The organism is Nocardioides furvisabuli (assembly GCF_021083185.1).
In the GTDB taxonomy this organism is placed as follows: Bacteria; Actinomycetota; Actinomycetes; order Propionibacteriales; family Nocardioidaceae; genus Nocardioides; species Nocardioides furvisabuli.
In genome coordinates, this window is record NZ_JAIGQB010000009.1 from 23,519 (window position 1) to 35,499 (window position 11,981).

The window sequence follows — 11,981 nt, forward strand, 5'->3', positions numbered from 1 at the left end:
CGAACCGCGCACGTCGCGACCCCAAATCAGCCGCGGCGCCGCTGCGCCTCGACGTCACCGGTCCACACGATCGGGTCGTAGCCCTCCGTGGGCTCGAACACGAGGTCGCGGATCCGGCCGCGATCGGGAACGAGGTAGACCAGGCACATCTCCTCCTCGGCCCCGGCGACGAACGGCGTGGGGAGCGGCCCGCTCTGACAGGCGGTGAAGTCACCGCCGAGGGTCCAGGGGGCGCCGAGCGTGCCTCCCTCGTCACGGAGGTAGAGCGGGACCGCCTGCCCCCCGAGGTCTGACTCACCCGTGTTGGCCAGCCGGACGCGTACGAAGTAGGCGCGCGAGGCCGTCATGGTGTCGTCGCGCAGCCAGCCGTCGAAGACCGACGGCCGCGGCTCGACCACGGACTCGACGCTCAGCTCGAGCTCGCCGGTCAGGTCGGCAGTGGGCTGCCAGGCGAGCGTCGCGGGCTCACCGAAGTCCAGCTGCGTGCCGGGCTCGGTGCCCGTGGCCTCCGTCGCAGTGGAGGTGGCGGCGGAGGCCTCCTCGGGCTCGGAGGCGTCAGGAGTGCTTCCCGCGCCGGTGCACCCCGTCAGCGCGAGGGCGAGGACCGCGCCCGCGAGCGGCGCGGGGATCGAGGCACGCCACATGGCGCCATCGTGGCACGCCGTACGCCGCCCGGGCCGCCGAACGGCGTACGTTGCGAGCGACGCTCAGCAGCCGACGAACTTCTCCGCGAACCAGCGCGTGATGCCGTCGAGGCTGACGCGCTCCTGGGCCATCGTGTCGCGCTCTCGGATCGTGACGGCGTTGTCGTCGAGGGTCTCGAAGTCGACCGTGACGCAGTAGGGCGTGCCGATCTCGTCCTGGCGGCGGTAGCGGCGACCGATGGCGCCGGAGTCGTCGAAGTCGACGTTCCAGTTCTCGCGCAGCTCGGCGGCGAGCGCCTTGGCCTTGGGCGAGAGGTCGGCGTTGCGGCTCAGCGGCAGGACGGCGACCTTGACCGGCGCGAGGCGCGGGTCGAGCTTGAGCACGACGCGCTTGTCGACGCCGCCCTTGGTGTTGGGCGCCTCGTCCTCGGTGTAGGCGTCGATGAGGAACGCCATCAGCGAACGGGTGAGGCCGGCGGCGGGCTCGATGACGTAGGGCAGGTAGCGGTCGTCGGCGGCCTGGTCGTAGTAGGACAGGTCCTTGCCGGAGAACTCGCTGTGCTGCTTGAGGTCGAAGTCGGTGCGGTTGGCGATGCCCTCGAGCTCCTCGAAGTCACGGCCGGAGAACCCGAAGCGGTACTCGATGTCGGTCGTGCCCTTGGAGTAGTGCGACAGCTTCTCGGTCGGGTGCTCGTAGTGGCGCAGGTTGTCGGGGTTGATGCCGAGGTCGACGTACCAGCGGGTGCGCTCCTGGATCCAGTAGCGGAACCACTCGTCGTCCTCGCCTGGCTTGACGAAGAACTCCATCTCCATCTGCTCGAACTCGCGGGTGCGGAAGATGAAGTTGCCCGGCGTGATCTCGTTGCGGAAGCTCTTGCCCATCTGGGCGATGCCGAAGGGCGGCTTCTGACGACTGCTCGTGACCACGTTGGCGAAGTTGAGGAAGATGCCCTGCGCGGTCTCCGGGCGCAGGTAGTGCAGGCCCGACTCGTCCTCGATGACGCCGAGGTAGGTCTTGAGCATCATGTTGAAGCTGCGCGGCTCGGTCCACGCGTTGCGGGTGCCGCAGTTGGGGCATGCGACCGACTCGTTGATGTCGACCTCGTCGGGGTCGTCGATGCCCTTCTTGGCCGCGTGGTCCTCCTGGAGGTGGTCCTCGCGGAAGCGCTTGTGGCACGACTGGCACTCGACGAGCGGGTCGCTGAAGGTGCTCAGGTGGCCGGAGGCCTCCCAGGTGCGCGTCGGCAGGATGACGCTCGAGTCGAGGCCGACGACGTCGTCGCGACGGGTGACCATGAACTTCCACCACTGACGCTTGATGTTCTCCTTCAGCTCCACGCCCAGCGGGCCGTAGTCCCACGCGGAGCGGGTGCCGCCGTAGATCTCACCGCACGGGTAGACGAAACCCCTCCGCTTGGCGAGGGAGACGACGTTGTCCAGGGCGGTGGGGGCGGGCTTGGCCACGGTGGTGTTCCTTCGGGTCGCGCCGGCTGGCTGCCGGCTCGTGCGGGCGAGCGGTCACCCTATCGACCGCGGCTGCGCCTCGTTGAGGTCGGTCCCCTCCTCGACGACCTCGTAGGCGCTGGGCTCGTCGAGGGCGTGCACCATCAGCGGCTGGACGTGCATCTTCCCCTCGAAGGAGCCGAGGGCACGGCGGTAGGAGCCGACGTTCTCCCACCGCGTGGTGAGCACCCAGAGGCGGGGGTCGTCGACGTTGCGGCCGACCCCCCCTCCGACATAGCCGGGCTTGGCCGCGAGGACCCCGAGGGCGTGCAGCAGGCCGTGGCGCAGCTCGTCCTCCGCGGCAGCGTCGGGGCGGGGCGTACGAAGGCGGGTGACGACGAGCACGGGGCCAGCGTACGACGACCGTGGGTTTGACAATGGTTCTCAACATCGCTGAGAATCGTTCTCATGTCGACCCGCTCCCGCTCCCTCGCCCTCACCAGCGCCCTGGCCGCCACCGCCCTCCTTGCCGGGTGCGGCCAGTCGGGCGCCGCCGACTCCGACAGTGGTCGTCAGGCAGTCGCGGCGTTCTACCCGCTGGCATGGGCGACGGAGCGGGTGGCGGGCGACGACTGGGAGGTCACCAACCTGACCCAGCCCGGGGGCGAGCCCCACGACCTCGAGCTCGGCATCTCCCAGACGGCCGACCTCGACGAGGCCGACGTGGTCGTCTTCCAGCACGAGTTCCAGCCCGCCGTCGACGATGCGGTCGAGAACGTCTCGGACGCCGTGCTCGTCGACGCCGCCGAGTCCGTCGAGCTCCGCTCGCTCGAGGAGCAGCATGAGGGCCACGAGGACGAGCACGCCGACGACGACGAGCACGCCGACGACGACGAGCACACCGACGAGGACGGCCACGACCACGGCGACACCGACCCGCACTTCTGGCAGGACCCCCTGCTGATGGCCGACCTGGCCGACGCCGTCGCGGAGGGCCTCGCCGAGGTCGACGCCGACGGCGCGGCAACCTACCGGGCCAACGCCGACGAGCTGCGGGCCGAGCTCGAGGCCCTCGACGCCGCATTCACCGAGGGCCTCGCGGAGTGCGAGCGCGACACGGTCGTCGTCAGCCACGAGGCGTTCGGCTACCTCGAGCGCTACGGCATGCACTTCGAGGCGATCGCCGGCCTGACCCCCGACGCCGAGCCGACGCCCGCCGTGCTCGCCGACCTGGAGGAGCTCATCGCCGACGAGGGCATCACGACCGTGTTCTCCGAGCGGCTCGCCTCGCCCGCCATGGCCGAGAGCCTGGCCTCCGACACCGGTGTCGAGACCGCCGTCCTCGACCCGATCGAGGGACCGGGCGATGATGACGGCGCCACGGACTACGTTGCTCTCATGCAGCAGAACCTCGCGGCGCTCCAGCAAGCCAACGGATGCTGAACCCCGCCGGAACCGCGGTCGTCGAGGCCCGTGACGTCACGGTCGCCCTCGGCGGCCGTCCGGTGCTCCGCGGCAACGACCTGGTGGTCCGGCACGGGGAGTTCGTGGCGCTGATGGGCGCCAACGGGTCGGGCAAGAGCACCCTGGTGCGTGCCCTCACCGGGCTGCGGCCGCTCACCCAGGGCTCCGTCCTCCTCTTCGGCACGCCGTTGCAGGACTTCAAGGAGCGTCACCGCATCGGCTTCGTCCCGCAGCGCGGCACTGCCGCGGGCGGCGTGCCGTCCAGCGTGCGCGAGGTGGTGGCCTCCGGCCGGCTCACCCGTCGCCCGCTGCTGCGCCCGGCAGGGAAGGCCGACCGGGCTGCCATCGACGACGCCCTCGAGGTCGTGGGTCTCACCGGCATGGCCAGCGAGGGCGTCTCGACGCTCTCCGGCGGGCAGCAGCAACGTGTCCTCATCGCGCGGGCGCTGGCGGGAGAGCCCGAGCTGTTCTTCCTCGACGAGCCGACAGCCGGCGTGGACCTGCCGAACCAGCTCGCACTCGCCGGTGCCCTGCGGACCCTGTCCGAGCGGGGCGCCACCATCGTCCTCGTCGCCCATGAGCTCGGTCCGCTGGAACCGCTGGTGGACCGGGCGGTGGTGATGCGCGACGGCCGGATCGCCTACGACGGCCCGCCGCTCGCCCACGAGGACGTCCACGGCCACCACCACCCGATCGCCGGCTCGCACGACCACGTGCCGCACGTCGGCTCCCCGTTCGACACCATGTCGCTCGACCCGAGGGAGGATCGCCGATGAGCCCCGCCGAGCTCCTCGACCTGCTGGGTCGCGACTTCATGCAGCGCGCGCTCCTCGCCGCCCTGCTCACCGGTCTGGCCGCACCCGCGATCGGCACCTTCATCGTGCAGCGCCGCCTCGCCCTGCTGGGTGACGGCATCGGCCACGTCGCGGTGACCGGCGTCGCCCTCGGGCTCCTCACCGGAACCTCCCCCACGTGGACCGCGGTCGTCGTCGCCATCCTCGGCGCCGTGCTCATCGAGGTCATCAGGGAGAAGGGCCACACCAACGGCGACGTCGCTCTCGCCCTGCTGTTCTACGGGGGGCTGGCAGGTGGAGTCCTCATCACCGGACTCGCCGGTGACGGAGCTGCCGGCCTGCAGGTCTACCTCTTCGGGTCCGTGACGAGCATCAGCTCCACCGAGGTCTGGTACACCGCCGGGCTGGCGCTCGTGGTCCTGACCGTCACGCTCGGCCTCCTCCCGCAGCTGTTCGCGGTCGCCTCCGACCCCGAGTTCGCGAAGGTCGCCGGCCTCCGGGTCCGCGCCTACAACCTCCTCGTCGCCGTCCTCGCCGCCGTCAGCGTGACCGTCGCCATGCGCACCGTGGGGCTGCTGCTCGTCTCGGCACTGATGGTGGTGCCGGTCGCCACCTCCCAGCAGCTCGCGCGTTCCTTCCGCTCGACACTGCTGTGGGCCATGGTCCTCGGCGGCGTGGCCGCGGTCGGCGGGCTGGTCGTCGCGGCATGGCTCTCGGCCCGGGCCACCGTGGCACCGGGGCCGTCCATCGTGCTCCTCGCGCTGGCGATGTTCGCCGCGACCTGGCCGGTCGGCGTCTGGGCACGTCGCCGTCGCCGGCTCGCAGAGCCGTTCCCGGCCCTGGGCACCGGCACGCCGGGTCCGCACGAGGTGGACGAGCACCCGCACCAGCACGGCGACGACTGCGGCCACCCGGCGGTCCCGCACGACGACCACCTCGACTACGTCCACGACGGTCACCGGCACGCCCCGCACGGAGAGCACTATGACGAGCACTGACGCCCCCGGCACCACCCAGACGCAGCAGCGGCGTCCCACCCGCCAGCGCCGCGCGGTCGCAGCCGCCCTGGCGGGCTTCGACGACTTCCGCAGCGCCCAGGAGATCCACGACCTGATCTCGCGCCAGGGCGACTCCGTCGGCCTGGCCACCGTCTACCGCACCCTCTCGTCGCTCGCCGAGGCCGGCGAGGTCGACATGCTGCGCAACGAGGACGGCGAGGCCATCTGGCGCAGCTGCTCCGACACACACCACCACCACCTCGTGTGCCGCACGTGCGGCGCCACGGTCGAGGTGGAGGGTCCGGCCGTCGAGCGCTGGACCAACGCCATCGCCGCCGAGCACGGCTATGCCGACCTCAGCCACACGCTGGAGATCTTCGGGACCTGCCCGACCTGCCGCTGAGGCAGCGCGCGGTCAGGCGTTGGGGAGCGCGCCGCCGTAGCGGCGGTCGCGCCGGGCGTACGTCTCCACCGCGGCCCAGAGGTGGCGGCGGTCGACGTCGGGCCACAGCACGTCGGTGAAGACCATCTCGCTGTAGGCCGCCTGCCACAGCATGAAGTTGGACAGCCGCTGCTCCCCCGACGTGCGCCAGACGAGGTCGGCGTCGGGGAGCTCGGGGACGTAGAGGTGCCGGGCGAAGGTGCGCTCGTCGATCTTGTCGGGGTCGATCCGCCCGGCCGCGACCTCGCGACCGATGGCGCGCGCGGCGTCGGCGAGCTCGGCACGACCGCCGTAGTTGACGCACATGGTCAGGGTCAGGACGTCGTTGTCCTTCGTCATCTCCTCCGCGACCTGGAGCTCCTTGATCACCGACCTCCACAGCCGGGGGGCCCGCCCGGCCCAGCGCACGCGTACGCCGAGCTCGTGCATCTCGTCGCGGCGGCGCCGGATCACGTCGCGGTTGAAGCCCATCAGGAAGCGGACCTCGTCGGGCGAGCGTGACCAGTTCTCGGTGGAGAACGCATAGGCCGAGATCGCCTTGACGCCCATCTCGATCGCGCCCTCCACGACATCGAAGAGCGACGACTCGCCCTCCTCGTGTCCCTTCGTGCGGGGCAGCCCCCGGTCCTTGGCCCAGCGGCCGTTGCCGTCCATGACGATGGCGACGTGCTCGGGGACCAGGCCGCGCGGGATGGGCGGGGGCGTAGCGCCACTGGGGTGCGGAGTGGGCTGCTTCACCGGTCGCTTCACGTCCGCCAGCGTAGTGCTGGACGATGGCCGCCGACGGGGGACCGGCCTACTCCAGCTCGCGCGCCAGGACCACGGTCAGGCCCATGGCCAGCATGATGGCCACGGCGACGAGAACGGCCAGCCAGAGCGCGCGCGCGGCGTCGGGACCGCTGAGCGCCGGGGCCGGAACGCCCTCCCCCGGCAGGACGAACCCCCGGAAGCCGTCGGACCTGTCAGCAGACCGTCCGTCGGTCCAGCCGGGCTCTGCCGCGTCGCTGGAGCGGACGTCCTGGCGGACCTGGACGGCGGGAGTCGCAGCTCCGCGTGCCGGGAGGTCGCCGACCCCGTCGCAGGACGCCGGTGACGGGCGCTGCCCTCCGCGTGTGCGATCGGCCACGGCGGTCCCCGGTCCGTCCCGTCGACCCGGCGCGCCGGTGTCGTCGCCGCTGCCCTGTCCGGCAGGAGCGGCCGACGAGGTCGCGCCGGGAGGCTGGGACCCGGTCACGGACCCGACGGCCGACACGCCGTCCCCACCGGCTGCCGGGCCACCCGAACCGCCGCCCGAACTGTCGTCCGAACCGCCGCCCGAACCACCGCTCGCACCACCGACCGGACCGTCCTCCGGCCCGCCGCTCGCTGCCTCGCCGGCGTGCTCCACCTGGGACAGCGCCGGCTCGACGACGTGCGCCGTGACCGGTTCGACGGCGTGCTCGACCGGTGGGACCACCGTCTGGACGGCCGCGTGCACCGGTTCCACGACGGGCTCGACGACGGGTTCGGTCACCGCTCCCGCGACGTCGGTGAGGTCGCCCAGATGCCCGCCGTCCGTGGCGTGCGACGCTGGGGCGAGGGACAGGGACATCGCGAGGACGACGCCCAGCAGGACGGTCCAGCGCACCGCCCGGTGTCGCAGCAGCAGATCTGTGGGGTCTGACATGATGATCGCCTCCGGAGTCCGCAGTGGTGTGGAGGGGGCCGACCTGCCCCCTTCCGGCCCAACGAGGTTCCGATCCGGTGGGGTATGCAGATGACGCAACATCCCCTATCGGGGGGTGCCGCCGCGCGAGGTCGGACATGTCCGACCCAGTTCTCGGCGCTGCCCGTCGGCCGTCGTCAGTAGCGCTCGACGTACGCCATCGAGCGCAGGCCACGCTCGAGGTGCCAGGCGAGGTAGGCCGAGACGAGGTTGCTGGCCTCTCGCAGGTGGCGGGGGTCGGCCGCGTGGACGACGGGCCAGTCACCCACGAGCAGCGCGCCCAGGACCAGCACCGTCTCGGCGGCGGGCGTGGCGGAGCCGGGCAGCTTGTCCGAGGTGCAGAGCACGCCCCCGGCCGAGGGGTTGAAGAAGCGGTGCGGGCCCTCGACGCCGCACTGCACGCAGTGGTCGAAGGAGGGCGCGTAGCCGGCGACCGACAGCGAGCGGAGGAGGTAGGAGTCCAGCACCTGCTTGGCCCCGTGCTGGCCGGTCGCCATGACCCGCAGCCCGCCGACGAGGAGGAGGAACTGCTGGACCGCCGGCTCTCCTTCCTCGGTGACGAGACGGTCGGCGGTCTCCAGCATCACGGTGCCCGCGGTGTAGCGGTCGTAGTCCATGCCGAGGCGGGAGTTGAACGGATCGAGCGTCTCGGCCTGGGTGATCACGTCGAGGCTTCGTCCCTCGGCGAGCTGGAGGTCGACGTGGGCGAACGGCTCGAGTCGCGATCCCCAGCGCGACGTCGTACGCCGCACTCCCTTGGCGACGGCGCGCACCTTGCCGCGCTGTCGCGTCAGCAGGGTGATGATGCGGTCGGCCTCGCCCAGCTTGTGGGTGCGGAGCACGACCGCCTCGTCGCGGTAGAGGGGCACGGCTACATCCTCCCCCACACACCCCGCTGGAGACGGTCGGCGCTCAGCGTTTCCGCGCCCGGGCGGTGGTGGCGGGCGCCGCGGCCCGCCAGCACTCGAGCGCGAAGTCCGCGGCGGCCGCGGTGAGCCGGTCCGGCCGGAAGCGCCACTCCAGGATCGAGGTGGCGCGCTCGAAGCGGACGTTGGGCAGCTCGGCGGCGAGCATGTCGGCGTCGACGAACGGGTGGATGGGGTCGATCGGGTGGCCCACGAGGAACACCGGGGCGTGGATCCGGCGGCGCTGGCTCGACGACGGCGCCAGGCGACCGAAGATCACGCCGTGCAGCACCGAGGCGACCGAGTCGGCGCGGTGGTCGACGGTGTCGAGGCCGATCCCGGCCCAGAAGGGGACGATGCCGCGGGGCACCGACCGCGACAGCTTCTGCAGCGTGTTGGCGGTGAAGGGCAGGTAGCGCGCGGCCAGCATGATCGGCACGAAGGCGAGGATCCCGGCCACGAGCGCGTGGTTGAGCACCGGCATCTCGACGATCAGGCCCTTGACCCGCTCGGGGGCGATCACCGCGACCTCGAGGGACACGTTGGCGCCCAGCGAGGTGCCGCCGATGACGGCCTGCTCAGCGCCGAGATGGTCGAGAAGTGCGACAACCTGCTCGCCGAACGACGTCATCGAGTAGACGAGCGGGTCGGCGGGCTGGTCGGAGCGGCCGTGGCCGAGCAGGTCGAGCGTGACCACGTGCAGGCCCTGGGCGGCCATCGCCCGCGCCAGCGGCTGCTGCATGCGTCGCGGCATGAGCAAGCCGTGGAGCAGCACCACCCACTCGTCGCCCGAGCCGTACTCGGTGTACTCCAGCCGGTCGCGCCCGCCGTCGGACTCGACGAAGAACTGTCCGATCCGCTCGCTGACCAACATGGAGGGAATCTAGCCGGTCACGCGCGGTTGACGGCGCTGATCACGGCCTTGAGCGAGGCGGTGACGATGTTGGCGTCGAGGCCGACACCCCAGAGCAGCTTCTCGCCCACGGCGCACTCGACGTACGCCGCGGCGATGGCGTCGCCGCCGGCCGACAGAGCGTGCTCGGCGTAGTCGAGGACCCGCACGTCGTGGCCGAGCCCGGAGATGGCGTCCACGAAGGCCGCGATCGGGCCGTTGCCCTCGCCGGACAGCTCCCGGCGCTCGCCGTCGACGAACACCCCGACGGTGAGCCGGTCCTTCTCCCCCGCCGCGCTGGAGGTGTGGACGGAGTCGAGCTCGAGCGGGGCGGTGCGGTCGAGGTACTCCGCACGGAAGACCGACCAGATCTCCTCGGGGGTGATCTCGCCGCCCTCGGTGTCGGTGCGCTGCTGGACGACGCGGCTGAACTCGATCTGTGCGCGACGCGGCAGGTCGAGCTTGTGCTCGGACTTCAGCACGTAGGCCACCCCACCCTTGCCGGACTGGCTGTTGACCCGGATGACCGCCTCGTAGGTGCGGCCGACGTCCTTGGGGTCGATGGGCAGGTACGGCGCCTCCCACGGCAGCTCCCCGACGGGCACGCCGAGGGCCGCGGACTTCTTGTCCAGGTCCTCCAGGCCCTTCTTGATCGCGTCCTGGTGGGAACCGGAGAACGCGGTGTAGACGAGGTCGCCGGCGTAGGGGTGGCGCGGGTGGACCGGCAGGTTGGTGCAGTACTCGACCGTGCGCCGGACCTCGTCGATGTCGCCGAGGTCGACCTGCGGGTCGATGCCCTGGCTGAAGAGGTTCATCGCCAGCGTCACCAGGTCGACGTTGCCGGTGCGCTCGCCGTGGCCGAACAGGCAGCCCTCGACGCGGTCGGCACCGGCCATCAGGCCCAGCTCGGTGGCCGCGACCGCGGTGCCGCGGTCGTTGTGGGGGTGGAGGCTGATCGCGGAGTGCGCGCGGCGGGTCAGGCCGCGGCCGAAGTACTCGATCTGGTCGGCGTAGGTGTTGGGCGTCGACATCTCGACCGTCGCTGGCAGGTTGAGGATGATCTCGCGCCCCGCCTCGGGCTGCCACACGTCGGACACCGCCTCGCACACGCTGAGCGCGAAGTCGGTGTCGGACTGGGTGAAGATCTCCGGGCTGTACTGGTAGCCGAAGTCCTGGGTGCCGACGATCGAGCCGAGCCGCTCCTCGGCGTACTTCATCACCATCTCGGTGCCGCGCACGGCGATGTTGCGGCACTCGTCGGGGGTCACGTTGAAGACGACGCGCTGGAAGAGCGGCGCGGTGGCGTTGTAGAGGTGGACCGTGGCGCGAGGGGCGCCGACGAGGGAGTCGACGGTGCGCTCGATGAGGTCCTCACGGGCCTGGGTCAGCACCGAGATCTGCACGTCGTCGGGGATCCGGTCCTCGACGATGAGCTTGCGCACGAAGTCGAAGTCGGTCTGGCTGGCGCTCGGGAAGCCGACCTCGATCTCCTTGTAGCCCATCTTCACCAGCAGCTCGAACATGGTGAGCTTGCGGGCCGGGGTCATCGGGTCGATGAGCGCCTGGTTGCCGTCACGCAGGTCGGTGGAGAGCCAGCGCGGGGCCTTCTCCACCTTCTTCGTCGGCCACGTGCGGTCAGGCACGTCGACGGGCACGAACGGGGTGTAGCGGCCGAACGGCATCGGGCTCGTGCCCTGCTGGTTGGCGGTGTTGCTCAGGTTGGTCATGGTGTCCTCGTGTCGGTCGTTGTCGGGCGACCGGCGCGCGCCGCACTCCGCAACGAGGGGGCCGGTTCAGGCCTCGCTGCGGCAGCCAAGGAGGAGGGTGCGTGTCATGACGTCAACCAGCGTACGCCGCCGCGCGGACGAGCACAGCGTCCCGTCCGGTCCGCGGACCACGGGCACCTCAAGCGCGGCCGCGGACGGCGTACGCCACGGCCGTGAGGTCGAACGGACCCGCCCCCAGCCGGTCACGGCACAGCTCCTCGATCCGCTCGCGGTCGGTGGCATCGAGCGCCGCGAGCTCCGCGCCGATCGGGCCGACGCCCTCGAGGTAGGGCGTCCACCACTCCTCGAAGCTGTCGTGGGTGACGACGACCGGCATCTCCAGCGACTCGATGTCACGGACACCAGCGACCCCGAGCATCCGCCGCAGCCCGTCCTCGGTGCCGGCGGGCAGCCTCTCCTCGGCGAGCCCGCCCGGACGGATCACGCCGAACGCCTCCCACACCGGCCACATCGGCGCACGCGCGCCGGCCAGGTCCCAGACCGTCGCGGCGATCCACCCGCCGGGGCGGGTGACGCGGACCATCTCGGTGAGGCCGGCCACTGGGTCGGGCATGAAGTGGACGACGAGGCAGGCCGCTGCCACGTCGAAGGTGTCGTCGTCGTAGGGCAGCGAGTCGGCCGTTCCCTGCCGCACGTCCACCCCGGGGAGGCGGGACCGGACAGCGTCGACGAAGGGGGCCGAAGGATCGACGGCGGAGACACGATCGGCACCCAGCCGGTCGACGAGCGCCCCGGTCAGGGCTCCGGGTCCGCAGCCGACGTCGACCGCACGCTGGCCGTACGTCGGCTCCAGCCAGTCGGCGAAGTCGGCCGCGAGCGGCCGGGAGTAGCGACCCATGAACCGGTCGTACGCCTCACCAGCCACCTCGAACGACACGATGCGACGCTACCGCTGCGCGGTCCGGAC

At 71.6% G+C, this 11,981-nt stretch carries 13 protein-coding genes; 4 read left to right on the forward strand and 9 right to left on the reverse strand.

Annotation, left to right across the window (positions count from 1 at the left end; translation table 11 throughout):
- Positions 1-26: 26 nt before the first annotated feature.
- From K4G59_RS16045 to K4G59_RS16055, 3 genes are all read right to left on the reverse strand, one after another.
- Positions 27-644, reverse strand: a complete 618-nt coding sequence (locus tag K4G59_RS16045) for a hypothetical protein (protein ID WP_231252072.1) — start codon at positions 642-644, stop codon at positions 27-29.
- A 63-nt stretch (positions 645-707) separates the two neighbouring features.
- Entirely contained in the window at positions 708-2,108 is a 1,401-nt protein-coding gene (locus tag K4G59_RS16050; protein WP_231252073.1) for a glycine--tRNA ligase, read from the reverse strand.
- Between the two features lie 54 nt (positions 2,109-2,162).
- Positions 2,163-2,492: an antibiotic biosynthesis monooxygenase family protein gene (locus K4G59_RS16055; RefSeq protein ID WP_231252074.1), complete on the reverse strand. Its 330-nt coding sequence runs from the start codon at positions 2,490-2,492 to the stop codon at positions 2,163-2,165.
- Positions 2,493-2,555: 63 nt separating this feature from the next.
- On the opposite strand from K4G59_RS16055, the gene K4G59_RS16060 reads away from it, so the two are divergent.
- From K4G59_RS16060 to K4G59_RS16075, 4 genes are read left to right on the forward strand one after another with little or no spacing between them, the layout of a single operon-like run.
- On the forward strand, positions 2,556-3,530 hold the full coding sequence (locus K4G59_RS16060) for a metal ABC transporter substrate-binding protein (protein ID WP_231252075.1): 975 nt from the start codon (positions 2,556-2,558) through the stop codon (positions 3,528-3,530).
- Complete coding sequence (locus K4G59_RS16065; protein ID WP_231252076.1) at positions 3,524-4,327, forward strand: metal ABC transporter ATP-binding protein; 804 nt, start codon at positions 3,524-3,526, stop codon at positions 4,325-4,327. Before K4G59_RS16060 ends, K4G59_RS16065 begins: the two co-directional genes overlap by 7 nt.
- Positions 4,324-5,343, forward strand: a complete 1,020-nt coding sequence (locus K4G59_RS16070) for a metal ABC transporter permease (protein ID WP_231252077.1) — start codon at positions 4,324-4,326, stop codon at positions 5,341-5,343. The genes K4G59_RS16065 and K4G59_RS16070 overlap by 4 nt, the downstream gene beginning before the upstream one ends.
- Entirely contained in the window at positions 5,330-5,746 is a 417-nt protein-coding gene (locus tag K4G59_RS16075) for a Fur family transcriptional regulator (protein WP_231252078.1), read from the forward strand. Before K4G59_RS16070 ends, K4G59_RS16075 begins: the two co-directional genes overlap by 14 nt.
- A gap of 12 nt (positions 5,747-5,758) precedes the next feature.
- Here K4G59_RS16075 and K4G59_RS16080 read toward each other — a convergent pair whose 3' ends face one another.
- From K4G59_RS16080 to K4G59_RS16105, 6 genes are all read right to left on the reverse strand, one after another.
- Entirely contained in the window at positions 5,759-6,535 is a 777-nt protein-coding gene (locus K4G59_RS16080; RefSeq protein ID WP_372461827.1) for an isoprenyl transferase, read from the reverse strand.
- A gap of 46 nt (positions 6,536-6,581) precedes the next feature.
- The gene (locus tag K4G59_RS16085; protein WP_231252079.1) at positions 6,582-7,451 is read right to left on the reverse strand and encodes a hypothetical protein; all 870 of its coding nucleotides are present in this window, start codon (positions 7,449-7,451) and stop codon (positions 6,582-6,584) included.
- A gap of 176 nt (positions 7,452-7,627) precedes the next feature.
- Positions 7,628-8,359 (reverse strand): DNA repair protein RecO, encoded by a 732-nt coding sequence (recO, locus tag K4G59_RS16090; protein WP_231252080.1) that lies wholly within the window; start codon positions 8,357-8,359, stop codon positions 7,628-7,630.
- A gap of 43 nt (positions 8,360-8,402) precedes the next feature.
- Positions 8,403-9,269 carry an alpha/beta fold hydrolase gene (locus K4G59_RS16095; RefSeq protein WP_231252081.1) on the reverse strand — a complete coding sequence of 289 codons (867 nt, stop codon included), beginning with the start codon at positions 9,267-9,269 and terminating at the stop codon, positions 8,403-8,405.
- A gap of 17 nt (positions 9,270-9,286) precedes the next feature.
- Positions 9,287-11,014 carry a 2-isopropylmalate synthase gene (leuA, locus tag K4G59_RS16100; RefSeq protein ID WP_231252082.1) on the reverse strand — a complete coding sequence of 576 codons (1,728 nt, stop codon included), beginning with the start codon at positions 11,012-11,014 and terminating at the stop codon, positions 9,287-9,289.
- Positions 11,015-11,192: 178 nt separating this feature from the next.
- A complete protein-coding gene (locus K4G59_RS16105) occupies positions 11,193-11,951 on the reverse strand; it encodes a class I SAM-dependent methyltransferase (RefSeq protein WP_231252083.1) in 759 nt (252 codons plus the stop codon).
- Positions 11,952-11,981: the final 30 nt, after the last annotated feature.